Annotated in this window: 16 protein-coding genes; 12 read left to right on the top strand and 4 right to left on the bottom strand. The window is 72.5% G+C overall.

The window, feature by feature from the left end; genetic code table 11:
- Positions 1–8: 8 nt before the first annotated feature.
- The 4 genes from AB0I82_RS00540 (at position 9) to AB0I82_RS00525 (ending at position 2,820) form a co-directional block, all read left to right on the top strand.
- Positions 9–1,304 carry a cytochrome P450 gene (locus AB0I82_RS00540; RefSeq protein WP_363254802.1) on the top strand — a complete coding sequence of 432 codons (1,296 nt, stop codon included), beginning with the start codon at positions 9–11 and terminating at the stop codon, positions 1,302–1,304.
- Between the two features lie 60 nt (positions 1,305–1,364).
- The gene (locus AB0I82_RS00535; protein WP_363254801.1) at positions 1,365–1,991 is read left to right on the top strand and encodes a YigZ family protein; all 627 of its coding nucleotides are present in this window, start codon (positions 1,365–1,367) and stop codon (positions 1,989–1,991) included.
- 89 nt (positions 1,992–2,080) lie between these two features.
- Entirely contained in the window at positions 2,081–2,293 is a 213-nt protein-coding gene (locus AB0I82_RS00530) for a hypothetical protein (protein ID WP_363254800.1), read from the top strand.
- A gap of 11 nt (positions 2,294–2,304) precedes the next feature.
- Positions 2,305–2,820 (top strand): DUF6328 family protein, encoded by a 516-nt coding sequence (locus tag AB0I82_RS00525; protein WP_363254799.1) that lies wholly within the window; start codon positions 2,305–2,307, stop codon positions 2,818–2,820.
- Between the two features lie 10 nt (positions 2,821–2,830).
- On the opposite strand, the gene AB0I82_RS00520 is transcribed toward AB0I82_RS00525, so the two are convergent.
- Together AB0I82_RS00520 and AB0I82_RS00515 are read right to left on the bottom strand one after the other, a co-directional pair.
- The gene (locus AB0I82_RS00520; RefSeq protein ID WP_363254798.1) at positions 2,831–4,303 is read right to left on the bottom strand and encodes a M81 family metallopeptidase; all 1,473 of its coding nucleotides are present in this window, start codon (positions 4,301–4,303) and stop codon (positions 2,831–2,833) included.
- 34 nt (positions 4,304–4,337) lie between these two features.
- On the bottom strand, positions 4,338–5,489 hold the full coding sequence (locus AB0I82_RS00515) for an ROK family transcriptional regulator (protein ID WP_363254797.1): 1,152 nt from the start codon (positions 5,487–5,489) through the stop codon (positions 4,338–4,340).
- A 171-nt stretch (positions 5,490–5,660) separates the two neighbouring features.
- Between AB0I82_RS00515 and AB0I82_RS00510 the strand changes: the two genes are divergently transcribed.
- From AB0I82_RS00510 to AB0I82_RS00490, 5 genes are all read left to right on the top strand, one after another.
- Entirely contained in the window at positions 5,661–7,466 is a 1,806-nt protein-coding gene (locus AB0I82_RS00510; protein ID WP_363254796.1) for a peptide ABC transporter substrate-binding protein, read from the top strand.
- On the top strand, positions 7,463–8,413 hold the full coding sequence (locus AB0I82_RS00505; RefSeq protein WP_363254795.1) for an ABC transporter permease: 951 nt from the start codon (positions 7,463–7,465) through the stop codon (positions 8,411–8,413). The genes AB0I82_RS00510 and AB0I82_RS00505 overlap by 4 nt, the downstream gene beginning before the upstream one ends.
- On the top strand, positions 8,410–9,312 hold the full coding sequence (locus tag AB0I82_RS00500) for an ABC transporter permease (RefSeq protein WP_363254794.1): 903 nt from the start codon (positions 8,410–8,412) through the stop codon (positions 9,310–9,312). The genes AB0I82_RS00505 and AB0I82_RS00500 overlap by 4 nt, the downstream gene beginning before the upstream one ends.
- Positions 9,313–9,321: 9 nt before the next feature.
- Positions 9,322–11,385, top strand: coding sequence for an ABC transporter ATP-binding protein (locus tag AB0I82_RS00495; RefSeq protein WP_363254793.1), 2,064 nt, complete (start codon positions 9,322–9,324; stop codon positions 11,383–11,385).
- 214 nt (positions 11,386–11,599) lie between these two features.
- Positions 11,600–12,376: a VOC family protein gene (locus AB0I82_RS00490; RefSeq protein WP_363254792.1), complete on the top strand. Its 777-nt coding sequence runs from the start codon at positions 11,600–11,602 to the stop codon at positions 12,374–12,376.
- A 48-nt stretch (positions 12,377–12,424) separates the two neighbouring features.
- Here AB0I82_RS00490 and AB0I82_RS00485 read toward each other — a convergent pair whose 3' ends face one another.
- Positions 12,425–13,906, bottom strand: a complete 1,482-nt coding sequence (locus AB0I82_RS00485; RefSeq protein WP_363254791.1) for an ornithine decarboxylase — start codon at positions 13,904–13,906, stop codon at positions 12,425–12,427.
- 127 nt (positions 13,907–14,033) lie between these two features.
- Between AB0I82_RS00485 and AB0I82_RS00480 the strand changes: the two genes are divergently transcribed.
- Positions 14,034–14,531, top strand: coding sequence for a hypothetical protein (locus AB0I82_RS00480; RefSeq protein WP_363254790.1), 498 nt, complete (start codon positions 14,034–14,036; stop codon positions 14,529–14,531).
- Positions 14,532–14,538: 7 nt separating this feature from the next.
- On the opposite strand, the gene AB0I82_RS00475 is transcribed toward AB0I82_RS00480, so the two are convergent.
- Positions 14,539–14,976, bottom strand: a complete 438-nt coding sequence (locus tag AB0I82_RS00475) for an Lrp/AsnC family transcriptional regulator (protein WP_030255899.1) — start codon at positions 14,974–14,976, stop codon at positions 14,539–14,541.
- Between the two features lie 172 nt (positions 14,977–15,148).
- Here AB0I82_RS00475 and AB0I82_RS00470 point away from each other — a divergent pair, with 172 nt between their 5' ends.
- Both AB0I82_RS00470 and AB0I82_RS00465 read left to right on the top strand, forming a co-directional pair.
- On the top strand, positions 15,149–18,655 hold the full coding sequence (locus AB0I82_RS00470; RefSeq protein ID WP_363254789.1) for an indolepyruvate ferredoxin oxidoreductase family protein: 3,507 nt from the start codon (positions 15,149–15,151) through the stop codon (positions 18,653–18,655).
- Positions 18,652–19,794 (top strand): acyl-CoA dehydrogenase family protein, encoded by a 1,143-nt coding sequence (locus tag AB0I82_RS00465; RefSeq protein WP_363254788.1) that lies wholly within the window; start codon positions 18,652–18,654, stop codon positions 19,792–19,794. The genes AB0I82_RS00470 and AB0I82_RS00465 overlap by 4 nt, the downstream gene beginning before the upstream one ends.
- The last annotated feature ends 25 nt before the right edge of the window (positions 19,795–19,819 follow it).

The following is a 19,819-nucleotide window of genomic DNA, read 5'->3' as shown; positions in this document are numbered from 1 at the left end:
AACGCACGATGACCGAAGCACCCGCCACCCCGGCCTCCCCGATTTCCGCCCACGTCGGCAAGCACCCCGACGAGCCGAACGTCGCCGACCCGGTGTTCCTCGCCGACCCGTTCGGCGGCTTCGGCGCGCTGCGCGAGAAGGGGCCCGTCGTCCGAGGCCGGTTCGTGGACGACTCGCCCGTATGGTTCGTGACCCGCTTCGAGGAGGTACGGGAAGTCCTGCGGGACCAGCGGTTCGTGAACGACCCCGCGGCGGTGACGGCGGACGGTACGGGCGAGGACCCGCTGACCCGGCTCATGGACCTGCTCGGCATGCCCGAGCACCTCCATGTGTACATGCGCGGCTCCATCCTCAACAACGACGCACCCGACCACACCCGGCTCCGCCGCCTGGTGTCACGGGCGTTCACGGCCCGCAAGGTCACCGATCTGCGGCCGCGCGTCGAGGAGATAGCCGACGACCTGCTGAACCGCCTCCCCGAGCACGCCGAGGACGGCGTCGTCGACCTGCTGGAGCACTTCGCGTACCCGCTGCCGATCACCGTCATCTGCGAGCTGGTCGGCATCGCGGAGGAGGACCGCCCGCAGTGGCGGGCCTGGGGCGCCGACCTCATCACGATGGACCCGGAGCGGATGGGCAGGGCCTTCCCCGCCATGATCGAGCACATACACGAGCTGGTCAGGGAGCGGCGCGGCGCGCTCACCGACGATCTCATCAGCGAGCTGATCCGGGCCCATGACGACGACGGCGGCCGGCTCAGTGACGTCGAGATGGTCACCATGATCCTCACCCTGGTCCTGGCCGGGCACGAGACCACGGCGCACCTCATCACCAACGGCACGGCCGCGCTGCTCACCCACCCCGACCAGCTGGATCTGCTCCGGTCGGACCCGGCGCTGCTCCCGTCCGCCGTCCACGAGCTGCTGCGCTGGGCCGGGCCTGTGCACATGACCCAGCTGCGGTACGCCGCCGAGGACGTCGACCTCGCCGGTACCCGTATCCGCAAGGGCGACGCCGTACAGCTGCTCCTGGTCGCAGCCAACCGCGATCCCCGCCACTACGCCGACCCCGAACGGCTCGACCTGACCCGGCAGCCGACCGGGCGCGGCGAGGACCACGTCGGCTTCGGCCACGGCATGCACTACTGCCTGGGCGCCTCGCTCGCCCGCCAGGAGGGCGAGGTCGCGTTCGGCCGGCTGTTCGCCCGGTATCCCGGGCTGTCCCTCGCCGTCGCCCCGGCTGACCTGCAGCGGGCGCCGGTACCGGGCAGCTGGCGGCTGACCGCCCTGCCGGTCCGCCTGTAGCGGGGCCGTGCCGTCGGTCCGCCTGCAGGGGGACCGACGGCCGCCCATTAGGGTGGCGTGATGCAGGAGCAGTACGTCACCCTCGCCGCCGAAGGCGTCCACGAGATCGAGATCAACAAGTCTCGCTTCATCTGCGCGCTCGCGCCGGTGGCGACCGAGGCCGAGGCGCAGGAGTTCATCGCGCGTATCCGCAAGGAGCACCCCACCGCCCGGCACAACTGCTTCGCGTACGTCATCGGCGCCGACGGCGGCGTCCAGAAGGCGAGCGACGACGGTGAGCCGGGCGGCACGGCGGGCGTCCCCATGCTGCAGATGCTCGTACGGCGCGAGATGCGTTACGTCGTCGCCGTCGTCACCCGCTACTTCGGTGGCATCAAGCTCGGCGCGGGCGGGCTGATCAGGGCGTACGGCGGGGTGGTCGGGGAGGCCCTGGACGCGCTGGGCACGGTCACCCGCCGCCGGTTCCGGCTGGTCACGGTCACCGTCGATCATCAGAGGGCCGGCAAGGTCGAGAACGATCTGCGGGCCACCGGGCGCGACGTCCGGGACGTCCGCTACGCCGAGGCCGTCACGATCGAGATCGGCCTCCCGGAGAGCGAGCTGCCCGCCTTCCGCGGCTGGCTCGCCGATGCCACGGCCGGGACCGCCACCCTGGAGCTGGGCGGCGAGGCGTACGGCGAGGGATAGCTGTACGGGGTGCCCGGCGGCCGGCCTGATTGAGCCCCGCAGTGCGGGGTAACCGGTCACGGCACACCATTGATGCGTGAGGAGGTGCGATGACCAGCACCGCTGCACCGAATACCGGCGGGTACGGGCCCCCGCCCGGGGCCGCTCCCCGCGACCCGGAACCCGTGCCGCGCGACCCCGAGCCGCCCGAGCAGACCCCCGACGAACCGGCACCCACCCCCGGACCGGCAGGGCCCGACGCGCCTCCGGACGAGAAGCCGGAGACCCCGCCCGGCGCCCCCGCGCCGGAGCCGCCCGACTGAGAGCCCGACCGATGAGCGAGGACGGTGAGCCGGACGGCCTGGTCAGAGGGCGGCACGAGACCCCCGAGGAGCGGGCGGACCGGCGCTGGGCGGAGCTGCTCCAGGAGCTGCGTGTCGCGCAGACCGGCGTACAGATCCTCTTCGGCTTTCTGCTCACCGTCGTCTTCCAGCCCGGCTTCGCGCGCCTGGACGACATCGGCCGGGACATCTATGTCGTCACGGTCGTGCTCGGCGCCGCGACGACCGGGTCCCTCATCGGCCCGGTGTCACTGCACCGGCTGGTGACGGGGCACCGCCTCAAGCCGCAGACCGTGACCTGGGCCTCCCGCCTCACCGTGCTCGGGCTGGTCCTGCTGTTGTGCACGATGGTGTCGGCCATGCTGCTCATCCTGCGTGTCGCCCTGCACGGCACCGGTGCGTTGTGGCTGGTGGGCGGCATGTTGGTGTGGTTCATCCTGTGCTGGTTCGCGATCCCGGTGTACGCGCGGCGCAGCGCCTCTCGGCGCCACGGTTCCGATCAGGAGTGACCGGCCCGGATCAGCGTTGGAGGAGTACCGGTGTGAGGTCCGGGTCCTCGAAGTCCTTGTCGTCGAAGGGGTAGAGCGGGCGCTCGACACGGTGGTGGCCCAGGCGGAGCAGGTCCTGGTCGACGCCGCCGGGGGTCAGCGCGAGCAGCCAGTCGGCGGCCATGTCGTACAGCTCCGGCTCCAGATAGCCGATCTTGACGACGACCAGGTCGTACGCCGTCGGGTCCAGTACGCCGAAGTCGGCGCGCGTGTGGAACGGGGTGCGGCGCTCGGTGAGGACGACGGTGACACCACCGCGAGTGACGACGGCGCGGCGGCCGCTTCGTCCTTCGGACGGCTCCTCCAACGCCGTGACCGTACCGGTCAGTTCGTACGGCGCCGCGTGCGGTCCGGTGCCCGCGCTGAAGCGGCCACCCACCGACAGGGTCACCGCCGCGCCCACGCCCGCGGCGAAGCACGCGGCGACCGCTGCCGGGTCCGTGATGCCCGGGTGCAGCGCGGTGACCCGGCCGCTCGCCAGGTCCTTGTGCGCGAGCAGCCGGCCGAGCACGTACGCGAGGTCGCCGGCCCCGCCCGCGGTCGGGTTGTCGCCGGAGTCGCTGATCAGGAAGGGGCGCGCGGGGGACGCGACGGCGCGGCGGATGCAGCCGTCGGCGTCGTCGGTCGGGCCGACGAAGACGAAGTCGCGGCGTACGTCCCAGTAGTGCTGGGCGAGCGATCGGGCCTGGTCGACGGCCAGGTCCGGGTCGTCGCCCGTGACCACGACGGCGGCCCGGCAGCGGGGCTCGTCGGCCCACGCGTACCCGACCCAGACCGCCGCGTCGACGATGCCGTCCAGCGCCTCGACGGCGGCGAGCCGTCCGTACAGGGACTTCGCCGGCTCCAGGCGGGTGCTGGTCTTCTCGCCGGGGAGCAGGACCGGCACCTGTACCCACGCGCGGTGCGGACGGCCGCGTCCCTGCGAAAGGCGCTCTACCAGCTTGCGCGCCGCCCGCTCGCGGGTCTCCCAGGCGTCCTCGTGCGGCGCCAGGCGATGTGCGGTGAGCAGGTCGAGCGGCTCGGCGAAGGCGCGCGAGACATTGCCGTGCAGGTCCATGGCGGCGGAGATGAGTGCGTCGGGGCCGAGCGCGGCCCGTACGGCAGCCGTCAGATCCGCCTCCGCGTCGTCCAGGCCGACAACACTCATCGCGCCGTGGATGTCGAAGACGAGACCGTCCAGCGGACCCTCTTCCCTGATCCGGTCCGTGAGTTCCGTCTTGATGCGGTCGTACGTGGCGCGCTCGACCGGTCCGCCGGGCAGGGCGACGGCGTGCACGAGCGGCACCCACTCCACGAGGTCGGCGAGATCGCTCTCGGGCTGCGTCCAGGTGTAGCGGTCCAGCAGTTCGCCGTCGCGGGTGACGCGGAAATCCTCGTACGCCGAGCGGTGCGGGCAGAACTGGCTGGACTCGATGGACATTCCTCCGATGGCGATCCTCAGCATGGCAACTCCCGTGTGGAGCGAAGGTGTTGGGACATCAGTGAGGGGCGGCGAGCAGGTCGTTCAGGGCGGCGTGGCCCGCGCCCAGCAGTCCCGCGTCGGGGCCGGCGGCGGCCGCCGTGATGGTGAGTTCGCTGGTCGCCATCGGCAGACAGCGTTCGTACAGGACCCCGCGCACCGCCGCGACCAGCGGCTCCGCGCCCGACAGCGCGCCGCCGAGCACCACCGCCTCGGGGTTGAAGAAGTTGACGACGACGGAGAGCACCGCGCCGATGTGCCGCCCCGCCTGCCGGACCAGCGTCGTCGCATGCGGTTCGCCGTGCTCGACCAGCCGCAGGATGTCGGTGGCGGAGTCCGCCTCGATGCCCTCGGCGCGCAGTGCGGCGGCGATCGCGGCGCCGCTCGCCACCGTCTCCAGACAGCCGATGTTGCCGCAGGAACACGGGCGTTCGGCGGCGGCGTCCACCCGGACGTGGCTGATGTCGCCCGCCGCGCCGCGTGCGCCGCGGTAGAGCCGGCCGTGGCTGATGACGCCGGAGCCGATGCCGCGGCCCGCCTTGACGACGACCAGGTGGCGCAGCGAGGCGTGCGCCGCGCGCTGTTCGCCCAGCGCCAGGGCGTTGGTGTCGTTGTCGACGGCGACGGGGAGCCCGAGCCGGTCCGCGAGCGTGTCGCGCAGCTCGTACAGATGCCAGCCGGGCATCCGGGACGGGGCGACGACCCGGCCGGACGCCGGGTCGACGGGGCCGGGAAAAGCGATGCCCACGCCGCGTACCGTGCGGCCCGCCGCGCGCTGCCGGCCGGCGAGGGAGGCCAGCCGCTCGACGAGCAGCTCGACGGCGGGCCCGGGCCCGGCCGTCAGGTCGTACTCCTGCTCCTCGACGTCGAAGGCCGCGCCGGTCAGGGCCACGGCTCCGGTACGGATGTGCCGGCTGCCCAGGTCGGCGGCGAGCGCGACGGCGCCGCTGTCCCGGACGCGCAGCAGGCGCGGGCGGCGGCCGCCGCGCGAGGCGCCCTCGCCGTCCTCGGTCAGCAGCCCGGCGTCGACCAGCTCCTGGACGCGCGCCGAGACGGTCGAGGCGGCGAGTCCCAGCTCCCGTACGAGGTCGGCTCGGGAGGCGGCGGAGCCGTTCGCGACGAGTTCGAGGACGTGCGCGGCGGATCCGGGCTGCTCCTCGGCGGCGGTCATGGTGAGGCGGCCTTTCGGTGATGACTTCCTTCGATGTCCGAAGGAAGTATGGGAAGCAACTTCGGGTTAGTGAACAGTAGTTGCGGTTGTTGCGCCAGACCCTTGACTTCTTTTCGTGAGCGTCCGTACTTTGCTCGCTATCTTCGGCCGGTCGACCACAATGGAGGCAGCATGGGGCCGCGTACCACCCGAATACGCGGCCCGCTGAGGGCCGTTGGCGCGGTCCTGCTCACCCTCGTGGTGCTCGCGGGCTGCGCCCCGAAAGGCGACCGGGTCACCGATGTCGGCGCCACGGGCGGCAGCAGAGTCGAGGGCGGCACCGCGACCATGGCGCTGCCGCCCGCCGCCACCCCCCACTGGATCTTCCCGATCGCCGCGCCCGGCTACCTCGCCACATACAACAGCGCCATCCAGGACCTGCTGTTCCTGCCGCTCTACACGCCCGAGCCCAAGGGCGACGCGCTCACCATGGACAGCCCGCGCAACCTCGCGCGCCAGCCCCGCTACAGCGACGGCAACAAGACGGTGACCATCACCCTGAAGCCGGGGTACGAGTGGTCCGACGGCAAGCCCGTCACCGCCCGCGACGTCGCCTTCTGGTTCGAGCTCATCAAACACAACAAGAAGGAGTGGGCCGGGTATTCGCCCGGTCTGATGCCGGACGACGTCGAGCGGTTCGAAGTCACCGGCGAGCGCACCTTCCGGCTCCGGCTGAGCCGCGCGTACAACCCCGCCTGGTTCACCGCGAATGAACTCCCGCACTTCACCGCGCTGCCCGAACACGCCTGGAATCCGGCGGAGGAAGGCCCGAAGAAGGTCTTCGCGCGGCTGATGGGGCACGCCAAGAAGCTGTCGACGTTCGCCACCGACCCGCTGTGGAAAACCGTCAACGGGCCCTGGACCATCGAGAAGTGGAACACCTCCGGGCAGGTCTCGCTGGTGCCCAACAAGAAATACCGCGGCCCCGACAAGCCGCACCTCGACCGCGTCGTCCTCAAGCCCTTCACCACCGCCGACTCGGAATTCAACGTGCTGCGCGCGGGCGGCGTCGACTACGGCTACATCCCGCCCTCCGTGATGGCGCAGGCCGCGACCTTCAAGAAGCTGGGGTACCGGATCGACCCGTGGGAAGGCTGGGCGATCACCTATCTCGTACTGAACTTCCAGCACCCCACCGCCGGGCCGATGCTGCGCCAGACCTACCTCCGCCAGGCCCTGCAACACCTCATCGACCAGGAATCCATCTCGCGCGTCATCTGGCACGGCAGCGCCGAACCGACCCTCGGACCCGTGCCCGCGAGCCTGATGGACCGCAATCCGTACCCCTACGACCCGAAGAAGGCTGCGCGGCTCCTCGCCCGGCACGGATGGGCGCGCCAGGGCCACGACGGTGGCACGCTGCGGTGCGTACGCCCTGGTGAAGGCCCGGGGGAGTGCGGCAAGGGCATCGCACGCGGCCGGGAGCTGCGGCTCGAACTGCTCACGCAGTCCGGCTCCACCGAGACCTCCAACACCATGCAGGAGATCAAGTCCTCCTTCGGCAGGGCGGGCGTCGCGCTCGACATCCGGCAGCAGCCGCTCAACACCGTCCTCGGCACCACCGTGCCCTGCAAGACGACCGAGCCCGTCTGCTCGGCCTGGCAGATCGGCTTCTTCGGGACTCAGGGCAGCTGGTACTTCCCGGTGAACCCCAGCGGTGAGCAGCTCTTCGCCACGGGCGCGCCCTCCAACATGGGCAACTGGTCCGACCCCACGACGGACCGGCTGATCAAGGCGACGGAGTTCTCCGACGACCCCGGCGCCATGCGGGACTACGGGCGGCGGGTCGCCGCGCAACTGCCCGTGCTCTGGACGCCCAACCCCGCCTACCAGGTCTCCGTCATCCGCAACGACCTGCGCGGCATCGACCAGAACCCCACCCTCTCCCTGGCACCCCAGGACTGGTACTTCGTGAAGAAGGGGGGCCGGGACACATGACCCGCTTCCTGCTCACACGGCTCGCGCAGGCCGCCGTCGTGCTCCTGCTCGTCTCCGTCATCGTCTTCGTTCTCCTGCACCTGCTGCCCGGCGGCCCGGCCCGCGCCATCCTCGGCGTCCAGGCCACCCCGCAGGCCGTCGCGCACTTCAACCACCAGCAGGGGTACGACCGTTCGCTGCCCGAGCAGTACGTCCTCTACCTCGGGCGGCTGTTCGGCGGCGACCTCGGCGAGTCCTACAAGCTCAACCAGTCCGTTGCCTCGCTGCTCGGGGAGCGGCTGCCCCGTACCGCACTGCTCGCGGGCCTCGCCATCGCGCTCGCCGCCGTCCTCGCCGTACCGCTGGGCATCCTGCAGGCCGTGCGCCGCGGAAAGGCCGCCGACCACGTGCTGACCGGCGCGGCCTTCCTCGCCTACGCCACCCCCGTCTTCTTCCTCGGCCTGGTCCTGATTCTGCTGTTCAGCCAGCAGTTCCCCGTCTTCCCCGCGCAGGCCCCGCAGGCGGACAGCCTCGGCGGCATCCTCGCCGAGCCACGCGCCCTCGTGCTGCCCGTGGTGACCACGGCACTCGGCATCGTCGCCGCGTTCAGCCGCTACATGCGCTCGGCCGTGCTGGACAATCTGAGCGAGGAGTACGTACGGACCGCACGCGCCAAGGGCCAGTCCGGCGCCCGGATCATGGCCCGGCACGTGCTGCGCAACGCCCTCATCCCGCTCGCCACGCTCCTCGGGCTCTACCTCCCGACGCTCTTCAGCGGCACCCTCGTCGTCGAGTCGATGTTCAACTACCCGGGGATGGGGCTGCTGTTCTGGAACGCCGCACAGGGCAGCGACTTCCCGGTGCTGCTCGGCGTCACCCTCGTCGTCGGCTGCGCGACCGTGCTCGGCTCGCTGCTCACCGACATCGCGTATGCCCTGCTCGACCCGCGCATCAGGAGCGTCGCATGACCGCCGCCGAACTCCCCGTGCCCGGCGGGACCGGCCCGGCCGCCGCCACGCCCGGACTCGCCCGCCGCACCGCCGCCGGCTTCGCCCGCAACCGGCTCGCGCTCGCCGGACTGATCATCCTCGCCGCGCTGTGCGCGCTCTGCTTCCTCGGCCCGCTGCTCCACCCCACCGACCAGGTCCACACCGACCTCTCGCAGGCCGGCCTGCCGCCCGGCACCGACGGCCACCTCCTCGGCACCACCGACCTGGGGTACGACATGCTCGGCCGGCTGATGTACGGCGGCCGGACCTCCCTCGAAGTCGGCCTCGCCGCCGGGCTGCTCGCCACCCTCTTCGGGACCGTCTACGGAGCGGTCGCGGGGTACTTCGGCGGCTGGCTGGACGCCGCCATGATGCGGATCACCGATGCCGCGCTCGCCATCCCCGCGCTCTTCCTGCTGGTCGTGGTCGCCGCCATCATCACGCCCAGCAAGCCCGTCCTCATCCTCATCATCGCGTCCGTCGCCTGGCTCTCCCCGGCCCGGCTCATCCGCGGCGAGGCGCTGGCCCTGCGCAGCCGGGACTACGTCCACGCCATGCGCCTGATGGGCGGCGGTGGCGGCCGGGCGGTCTTCCGGCACATCGTCCCCAACGCCCTCGGCACCGTCGTCGTCAACGCCACCTTCCAGATCGCCGACGCCATCCTCTACGTCGCGTACCTGTCCTTCCTCGGGCTGTCCATCCCGCCGCCCGCCGCCGACTGGGGCTCGATGCTCTCCGCCGGCATCACCTACACCCAGGTCGGCCACTGGTGGCTGATCTTCCCGCCGGGCATCGCCATCGTCCTCGTCGTCGCCGCGTTCAACTTCCTCGGCGACGGCCTGCGGGACGCCTTCGACGTGCGACTCCAGAAGAACTGAGGCACCGTCATGACACCTCCGCTGCTCAGCATCGAGGACCTCAGCGTCGAGATCACCGGCCGCGGCCGCCGCACCGTACAGGCCCTGGAGCGGGTCAGCCTCGACCTCGCCCCCGGCGAGGCACTCGGCATCGTCGGCGAATCCGGCTGCGGCAAGACCATGACCGCGCTGTCCGTACTGGGACTGCTGCCCAGCGGCGGGCGGATCACCGGCGGCCGCATCCGCTTCGACGGCACCGACCTGGCGGCGGCCCCCGAGCCCGTCCTCCGCGAGGTCCGCGGCAATACCGTCGGCATGGTCTTCCAGGACCCGCTGACCTCCCTCAACCCGACCATGACCATCGGCGCCCAGGTCGCCGAGCCGCTCCTGCTGCACACCGGAGCGAGCCGGGCGGAGGCACGGGAGAAGGCCGAGGAGATGCTGCGGCTGGTCGGCATGCCGTACCCCGCCGAGCGGATGACGCACTACCCGCACCAGCTCAGCGGCGGGATGCGGCAGCGTGTCGCCATCGCCATGGCGCTGATCTGCGAGCCCCGGCTGCTGATCGCCGACGAGCCGACCACCGCGCTCGACGTCACCACCCAGCACCAGATACTCGAACTCATCGACGAACTGCGGGCCCGCCTCGGCATGGCGCTGATCCTGGTCACCCACGACCTCGGCGTGATCGCCCGGCGGGTGGACCGGGTCGCCGTGATGTACGGCGGCAAGGTCGCCGAACAGGCCCCCGTCCAGGACCTGTTCGCGGCGCCCCGGCACCGCTACACCGAGGCCCTGCTCGCCGCGCTCCCCGAACGGGCCGCGGGCCCCGCGCAGCAGCTCGCCACCATCCCCGGCCTGCCGCCCGCCCTCCACACCGTCCCGGCGGGCTGCCGTTTTGCCCCGCGCTGCGACTTCGCGACGGAGGAGTGCGGGGCGCGCGAACCGCGGCTCCGCGGGGACGGCGGCGCGGCGCCGGGCCATGTCTTCGCGTGCTTCCACCCCGTCGGGTCAGCGCCGGACGACGATGCCCCGGCCGCGGCCGTCACACTGCCGGCGCCCCGGCCCTCGGCGCGCGAGGACGACGGGACGCTGCTCCGCCTCACCGACGTCGTCAAGGACTACCCACTGCGCGCCGGGCCCTTCGCGCGACGCTGCGGCACCGCGGCGCGGCAGGTCAGCGCCGTCGCCGGGATCTCGCTGACCGTACGGCGCGGCGAGACGTACGGGATCGTCGGCGAGTCCGGCTGCGGCAAGTCCACCCTCGGCCGGCTCGTCGTCGGCCTGGAGGCGCCCACCTCCGGCACCATCCGCTTCGCCGGGCGCGACATCGCCACGCTGACCGGCCGGGAGCTGCGCGCCCACCGCCGCAACGTCCAGCTGATGTTCCAGGACTCCTACGCCTCGATGGACCCGCGGATGCGCGTCGGCGCCATCCTGCGCGAACCGCTCGCCATCCAGGGCATCGGCGACCGCGCCGGGCAGCGCGCCCGGGTCGGCCGGCTGCTGGACGACGTCGGGCTGGAGCGCGGCGCCGCCGACCGCTATCCGCACGAGTTCTCCGGCGGCCAGCGGCAGCGCCTCGGCCTCGCCCGCGCGCTCGCGCTTGACCCGTCCCTCGTCGTCGCCGACGAGCCGGTCTCCGCGCTGGACGTGTCCGTACAGGCCCAGATCCTCAACCTCATGCGCGACCTGCAGCGCGAGAAGGGCATCGGCTACCTCTTCATCTCCCACGACCTGGCCGTCGTGCACCACCTCGCCGACACCGTGGGCGTGATGTACCTCGGCAAGCTCGTGGAGACCGGGCCCGCCGAGGCCGTACTCGGCCGGCCGCTGCACCCATATACGCGCGGCCTCCTCGACACGGTCAACGTCCCCGACCCGCAGGCCGGGCCCGCGGCCGCGCCGCTCGGCGGCGAGACGCCCTCGGCCGCCGCGCCGCCCTCCGGCTGCCGCTTCCGCACCCGCTGCCCGGCCGCGCGGGAGCTCTGCGCGACGACCGAGCCGCCGCCCGCCGAGCCGGCGACGCCCGGACACTGCGTGGCCTGCCACTTTCCGCTCGCAGGCGTAGCCTCGGGAGTGCCGGTGCGCTGAGCGCCCGAGCCCGGGATCCGTACCCCGGTCCATCCCCCGGCCCGTACTTCCGGCGGTTTCGGACGGGAGGTACCGGGGTGTCGTCCACGCGTGTCCCCGGCCCACGGATGACACTGTGGGGCGAACGGATCAGGCCGGGCCCGGGACCCGTGCGCCGCGGAGCGGGAGGCCGGTGCGGGGCAGCCCGGCCGGAGCGAAAGGAGTGACGTCCAGCATGGCGTCGACCGAACCTGTGCCAGGAGTTCCGTGCTGGGTCAGCCTGAGCGCGCGCGACCTGCAGGGGGCCGAGGAATTCTACGGCGCGGTACTGGGCTGGACCTTCCGGCCCGGGGCGCTGGGCGAGGAGTTCTCCGTGGCCTTCATGGACGGCAACCCGGTCGCGGGCCTCGGTGAGCTGGCCGGCGCCCTGCACGTCGCCGTCGCCTGGACTCCCTATTTCGCCGTCGCGAACGCGAACGACTGCGCCTCCCGGATCAGGGAGCGCGGCGGCACGGTCGCCGTCGGCCCCCGGTCCTTCGGGCCCGGCCGCGCCGCGATCTCCGCCGACCGGGACGGCGCCACCTTCGGGATCTGGGAAGGGCGCGTCCCCACCGGCTGGTCCGTCGGCCAGGGCAGCGCGCCGGCCTGGCTGGAGCTGCGGACGCGGGACGCGTTCGACGCCGCCATCTTCTACGCCGAGGTCCTGCAGTGGGCGGCCGAGGAGGGCAAGGGCTGCGACGTGGCGTACGAGGAGGAGCGGGTGATCGTGCGCGAAAGCGATCACACGGTGGCCGAGCTGCGCGGGGGAGCGATCGAGTCGGCGCCCGACCCGCACGTCCGGCCCCGCTGGCACGTGCACTTCTGCGTACCGGACGTGAAGGCGGCCGCCGAGGCCGCCGCCTCTACCGGGGGCGCGGTCGTCTCCCCGCCGGTGGAGACCGAGGGCGGCGGCCACCGCTCCACCCTCCGCGACCGGGAGGGCGGCCTCTTCACGGTCACGGAAGGCATCTGAGACAGCAGTCCCATGGCACGCGGGGCGCGCCCAGGTACCAGTACGTCTCTACGGGTGTGTCGCCTCCAGCAGTACCCGGACCGTGCCGAGCGTGGTGTCCGTGGCATCCGGCAGGTTCATGCCCGCCTCGATGCCGGTCCGCAGATAGTGCAGTACCGGCTCGGTGAGCCGTTCGCCGGGCAGCGCGGCGGGGATGCCCGGCGGGTACGGCGTCAGCATCTCCGCCGCGATCCGCCCGGCCGCCCGCTCCACCGGCACGTCCTCCGTCGCCCCGAAGAACCCGTCCCGCGGCAGACACGCCTGCTCCAGCCGCAGCGTGGCCGGCGGCGGGATCCCGATCTCCGGCGCCGGGCGCAGCTCGGGCGCCGCCCGGCCGAGGTCGTGCAGCGCGGCGAGCAGCCGGTCGGCGGTGCCGCGGTCGTCGGCGTGCGTGAGCTGCGTATTGATCCGGCGGTGGTCGGAGAGGTGGGCGTCGATGTGGCGATGGGCGCGCAGCCAGTCGGCGGCGGCGTACCCCGTCGTCCCGAGCTCGCTGACGTCGATCACCACCGGCAGCGGGTCGAAGTCGTGCCCGAGGCCGGGGCCGCAGAAGTCCGCCCGGTCGTTGACGTGCAGCCCGTCGATCTTCTCGATCGCGGTCCGCACCTCCGCCGCCAGCTCCAGCGCGTGGCCGAGCAGTGCCTCGCCGTGCAGCATCATCTGCCGCCGCCAGCCGTCCATGCCCGCGTACAGCAGTACCGAGGGACTGGTCGTGCCCAGCAGGTCGGCGCGGGACTTCAGTAGCGCCGGGTCGATCAGATCGCCGCCCAGATGGAACACCGACCCCTGCTCCAGGCCGCTGCCCATCTTGTGGATGCTGGTCACGCAGACATCGGCGCCCGCGTCCATGGCCCAGGAGGGCAGGTCGGGGTGGAAGGGCAGATGCGCGCCCCACGCCTCGTCCACGATCAGCGGCCGGCCGCGGCGGTGGCAGGCCTTGGCGATGGCCGCGATGTCGGCGCAGCTGCCGTACGGCGTGGGGCTGGTGACCAGCGCGCCGCGGGCGTCCGGGCAGGCGTCGAAGGCGGCTTCGTACGCCTCCGCCGAGGGCGCGTGCGCCAGGTGCCGGTCGGCGTCCCACTGGGGTTCCACCCACACCGGGTTGACACCCGAGAGGATGAGCCCGGACACCACGGACTTGTGCGCGTCCCGGCCGATCAGCAGCTTCTCGTGCGGCCCCGCGGCGGCCAGCATCGCCGCCTTGACGGACAGCGAACTGCCGCAGGTCGAGAAGAAGGTGTGCGAGGCGTGCACGGCGTCGGCCATCAGGTTCTCGGCGCGCTCCAGCACCCGGCCCGAGGTCCGCCGGTCGTCCAGACCCCCGCTGGCCAGCACGTCACCGTGGAAGACGGCGTCGCCCAGCACCTCGCGGACCCGAGGATCGGCGCCGCGGGCCTGCTTGTGTCCGGGCGGCGCGAAGGAGAGCCGCCCGAGCTCGCGGTAGTCGGCGAGCGCTTCGAGGACCGGGGCCTGCGTGTGATCGTGTGCCATGTACCCACGGCTTCCCGCGGACGGGTGACGTCAATCCGGGCAAATGCCCCGAGTAGTGACGAGTCGCAGCCCTCGAATGTGCCCGAACGGAAACCCGGCGGACGGTGGGGCGACGCATACTGTCGGTATGGGCAGCGAACCCTCGGACGCACCAGAGACATCGGACGCCGGCCGGGGCGGCGGACGCGAGCAGGGGCGCGACCGCCTCGCCGACGAGCGGGACCGCGCCGCCGACGAGCGCGACCGCCGCGCCGATGAACGGGATCGCGCCGCGGACGAGCGTGATCGCCGGGCCGACGAGCGGGACCGCGCCGCGGACGAACGTCAGGAACACCTCGACAAACGGGAGGGCCGGCTGGACCGCCGGGGCCGGCGAGAGGGGATGCCGCCGGTCAGTAGCCGGGAGCGGGCTTACGAGACGATGAAGCAGTCCCGCGAACTGCTCGACGCGACCGTGGCCCGCCTCGACCGGAACCAGGCGGAGTTGCGCCGCGCGGACGCGCACGACGCCCGGGACCAGAAAGCCGTCGACCGCGAGTCCATGGCCACCGAGCGACGGGCCGCGGCCGAGCGCGCCGAAGGGCTCCCCGAGGACGGCGACGGCGAAGAGCTCACCGAGGATTAGGCAGCTCTCACGTCCGGCTCCACGACCCCAGGACCATCAGCGTCTTCGTGCCCGTGACCCGGCCCGCGCTGCGCAGGCCGTCGATGACCTGCTGCAGATGGGCGATGTCGCGCACCCGGACCTGGATGAGGGCGTCCGGATCGCCGGCGATGGTGAAGACGGCCTGTACTTCGGGGACGTTGTAGGCCGAGCGCACGATCTCGTTGACCCGCGTCGTGCCGGCGTACCGCAGCTCCACGAAGGCCTCGATGCCCCAGCCGAGCTTGCTCTGGTCGATCTGCGCGGCGAAGCCGGTGATCACCCCGATGTCCTTGAGCCGGTCCACCCGCCGCTTGACCGCGGCGACCGAAAGACCCACCTCGGCGGACATCTCGGAGAAGGTCCGGCGGCCGTCCTCGCGCAGCAGCCGCAGCAGGCGGTGATCGATGTCGTCGACCTCAGTCATGCAAAGAAATGTAGGTCGCGGCTGATCATTCGTAAATAGTTTGCGCGTCGGCGGTGAGTTCCGTTTGGACTCTTGTGCGTTCCGCTTCCCGTTGCTGTGCTGTGTGCCGTTCGTCACCACCTCATTTCCGGTCCCTTCATGATCCCTTCACAACGATGTCGAGGAGGCTTGCGTGAGCACCCCATCCGCTGCGGTGTCGCTCGACGACAAGTACACGGCCACCGACGGCCGCGCGCTGATCTCGGGCGTGCAGGCCCTGGTACGGCTGACGCTGGAGCAGCGCCGGCTGGACGAGGCCCGCGGCCTCGACACCCGGGGCTTCGTCAGCGGGTACCAGGGATCGCCGCTGGGCGGTGTCGACCTGGAGATGGGGCGCGCGGCCCGCTTCCTGGACGAGGCGGGCGTGGTCTTCCAGGCAGGCGTCAATGAGGAGCTGGCCGCCACGGCGGTGGCCGGCACCCAGATGCTCGGTCAGGTGCCCGGCCGCCGGCACGACGGCGTGACCGGCTACTGGTACGGCAAGAACCCCGGCCTGGACCGCGCGGCCGACGCGATCCGGCACGCCACCCTCGCCGGCACCGCGCCGCTCGGCGGCGCCGTCGCCTGGATCGGTGACGACCCGGGCAGCAAGTCCTCCACCGTGCCCAGCTCCTGCGAGCGGATGTGCCAGAGCCTGGCGATGCCCGTCCTCGCGCCCGGGTCCGTCGCGGAGATCATCGAATTCGGGCTGCACGCCGTCGCGCTGTCCCGCGCCACCGGCCTGTGGACCGGGCTGAAGATCGTCGCGGACATCGCCGACGCCTCGGCGACCGTCGACTTCGACGCGGTGCGCCAGGGCATCCCCGAGCCGGACCGCACCGAGCGCGCCACCGCACCCGCCCTGGTCGGCCCCGCCGCGCTCGACGCCGAGCACGACATGCTCACCCGCCGCCTCGACCTGGCCCGCGCGTACGCCCGTACAGCAGGGCTCAACAAGGTCACCTTCAGCGCCCGCCGCGCCACCCTCGGCGTACTCGCCTCCGGCACCTCGTACGCCGTCGTGCAGCGCGCCCTGGACGACCTGGGCCTGGACGAGGCGGCCATGGAGGCGCTGGGCCTGCGGCTGATCCGGATGGGGATGCCGTTCCCCGTCGCGGACGAGGATCTGGTGGCCATGACCGGCGACCTGGAGCAGGTCCTCGTGGTGGAGGACAAGGTGCCCTTCCTGGAAGGGCTGCTCAAGGAGGCGCTGTACCGGACGGCGGACGCGCCCGTCGTCGTCGGGCGCCGGGAGGAGCACGGGCGGCCGCTGCTCACCGCGCGCGGCACGCTCGGCGCCGAGGACGTGGCCCGGGCGCTGGCCCGCCGCATCGGCGCCGACCGGCTGCCGGACGGGGCCCGTGCGCACCTGGAGGCGCTCGCCCCGGCACGCCCCACTCGCATCACCCTGCCCACCGTCGCGGCCCGCACCCCGTACTTCTGCTCCGGCTGCCCGCACAACACCTCCACCCGCACCGACGACGGCACGCTCGTCGGCGTCGGCATCGGCTGCCACGCGATGATCGCGCTGGACGGCGCCGGGCGCGGCACGCAGATCGGCCTGACCCAGATGGGCGGCGAGGGTGCCCAGTGGATCGGCATCGCGCCCTTCACCGACGACGCGCACTTCGTGCAGAACCTCGGCGACGGCACGTTCCACCACTCCGGCTCGCTCGCCGTCCGCGCCGCCGTCGCCGCCGGCGTCACCATGACGTACAAGCTGCTCTACAACGACGCCGTCGCCATGACCGGCGGCCAGCGCGCCGAAGGCCGCCTCGACATCCCCGCCGTCATCCGACTGCTCGCCATCGAAGGCGTACGCAAGGTCGTCGTCACCACCGCGGAGCCCGGCAGCTACCGCGGCGTGCGGCTGGACCCGATCGCGACCGTACGGCACCGCGATGAAATCCCGGATGTGGAGCGGGAGTTGGCAGCCACCGAGGGCGTCACCGTCCTGCTGCACGACGACCGCTGCGCCGCCGAGGAGCGGCGGCTGCGCAAGCGCGGCCAGCTGCCCACCCCGGTGGAGAAGGTCGCCATCAATGAGCGGGTGTGCGAGGGATGCGGGGACTGCGGAGACAAGTCGACTTGTCTCTCCGTCCAGCCCGTCGAGACCGAGTTCGGCCGCAAGACCCGCATCCACCAGGCGTCCTGCAACACCGACCTCAGCTGCCTCAAGGGCGACTGCCCGTCCTTCCTGCTCGTCGAGCCGGGCCGCAAGGAGCCCCGGAAGATCCCGGACCTGCCGGTGGCACTGCGCGAACCGGAACGCCGCGTCGGCCCCGACGGCACCCTGCTGCGGATGCCCGGCGTCGGCGGCACCGGCGTGGTCACCGTCTCCCAGATCCTCCAGATGGCGGCCCGACTGGACGGCCTGTACGCCGCCGGGCTGGAGCAGACAGGCCTCGCACAGAAGGGCGGCCCCGTCCTCAGCGACCTGCGGATCGCCAAGACGCCGGTGACCGGCGCGCTGCGCGCCTCCCGCGGCACCACCGACGTCCTGGTCGGCTTCGACCTGCTCGGCGCCGCCTCCGACAGCAACATGGCGGTGGCACGCGCCGGCCACACCGTCGCCGTCGTCAACACCGCCGTCGTACCGACCGCCGCCATGGTCACCGGCCGCGTCGTCCTCCCCGGCTCGCCCGACGACGCCCTCGAACGCATCGAGTCGGTCACCCGCCGCGAGGACAACCTCTACCTCGACGCGCAGGGCCTGTCCGAAGCCCTCTTCGCCGACCACATGCCCGCCAACATGGTGCTCATCGGCGCCGCCTACCAGCACGGCTGCCTCCCGCTGACCGCCGACGCCGTCGAGGACGCCATCCGCCTCAACGGCGCCGCCGTCGAGAAGAACCTCGCCGCCTTCCGCTGGGGCCGCGCCGCGGTACTCGACCGCGCAGCCGTCACGGCCGCGCTCGCCGCCCCCGAGCGCCCGGTCGTCGCGATCACCCCGGCCGCCGCGTCGATCGCCGCCGAGCACGCCTCCGACGAGGCGCTGCGCGAGGCCGTCGCCACCCGCACCGCCGACCTCATCGAGTACCAGAACGAGCAGTACGCCCGCCGGTACGCCGACGACGTCGCCCGCGTCGCGGCCCTCGCCCAGGAGCGCGCCGGCGCCGAAGCCGGTACCTCCCTCGCCCTCGCCTACGCCCGCGGCCTGCACAAGCTCATGGCGTACAAGGACGAGTACGAGGTCGCCAGGCTGCACCTCGACGCCACCGAACAAGCCAAGCTGCGCGACGAGTTCGGCGCCGGATCGACCGTCTCCGTCCTCCTCCACCCGCCCGCCCTGCGCGCCCTCGGTATGCAGCGCAAGATCCGGCTGCGCCGCACCGCGCCGGCCGTCTTCCGGGCCCTGCGCGCCGGCCGCGTGCTGCGCGGCACCTCGCTCGACCTCTTCGGATACGCCGAGGTCCGCCGCGTGGAGCGCGCCCTGATCGGCGAGTACCGCCGGCTGGTGCGCGGCGCGCTCGCCCACCTCACCCCGGAGAACACCGACGCCGTACGCGCCGTCGCCGAGCTGCCGGACCTCATCCGCGGGTACGAGGACATCAAGCTCGCCCGCGTCGCGGACTTCCGCGAGCAGGCCCGTGCCGCACTCGCGGCTCTCGGTACCACCCCCGCCCGCGCCGCAGCGGGCACGCACACGGAGGCACGATGACCGTCGACCGGCTGCTGCCCACTCAAGAGGCCGAGGACCTGCTCGACCTCACCCGCGACATCGCCGACAAGGAGCTCGCGCCCCTCGTCGACAAGCACGAGCGCGAAGAGCGGTACCCGGAAGGGCTGTTCGCCACCCTGGGCGCGGCCGGGCTGCTCGGCCTGCCCTACCCGGAGGAGTACGACGGCGGAGGCCAGCCGTACGAGGTGTACCTCCAGGTCATCGAGGAGCTGGCGGCCCGCTGGGCGGCCGTCGCGGTGGCCACCAGCGTGCACACCATGTCGGCGTACGCCTTGATGACGTACGGCACCGAGGAGCAGCGGCAACGCTGGGCGCCCGGCATACTCGGCGGGGACATGGTCGGCGGCTACAGCCTCTCCGAGCCGCAGGCCGGCTCCGACGCCGCCGCGCTGACCTGCAAGGCCGTGCGGGAGACGGGCGGCTACCGGATCACCGGCAGCAAGGCGTGGATCACCCACGGCGGCAAGGCCGACTTCTACACCCTCTTCGCCCGCACCGCCGTCGGCAGCCGCGGCATCTCCTGCTTCCTCGCGCCCGGCGCCACCGAAGGGCTGACCTTCGGCCGGCCCGAGGAGAAGATGGGCCTGCACGCGATCCCGACCACCGCGGCGCACTGGGACGGCGCGCTCATCGAGGCGGACCGGCTGATCGGCAGCGAGGGCCAGGGTCTGCAGATCGCCCTGTCCGCGCTGGATTCCGGGCGGCTGGGCATCGCCGCCTGCGCCACCGGCGTCGCACAGGCGGCCCTGGACGCGGCCGTCACGTACGCCAACGAGCGCACCGCCTTCGGCCGGAAGATCATCGACCACCAGGGCCTCGGCTTCGTCCTCGCCGACATGGCCGCCGCCGTCGACTCGGCACGCGCCACGTACCTCGACGCCGCCCGCCGCCGCGATGCAGGCCGCCCGTACAGCCGCCAGGCCAGCGTCGCCAAGCTCATCGCCACCGACGCCGCGATGAAGGTCACCACCGACGCGGTGCAGGTCTACGGCGGATACGGTTACACCCGGGACTTCCCGGTCGAGCGCTACATGCGCGAAGCCAAGATCATGCAGATCTTCGAGGGAACGAACCAGATCCAGCGGCTGGTGATCAGCAGACAGCTGTCCCGGCCCTGAGCCGCGGGCAACGGGGAGGGTGACG

This window comes from Streptomyces sp. NPDC050315 (genome assembly GCF_040655775.1).
Lineage (GTDB): Bacteria > Actinomycetota > Actinomycetes > Streptomycetales > Streptomycetaceae > Streptomyces.
Note: the sequence above shows the minus strand (reverse complement) of the source record. Positions and strands in the feature narration are given on the sequence as shown.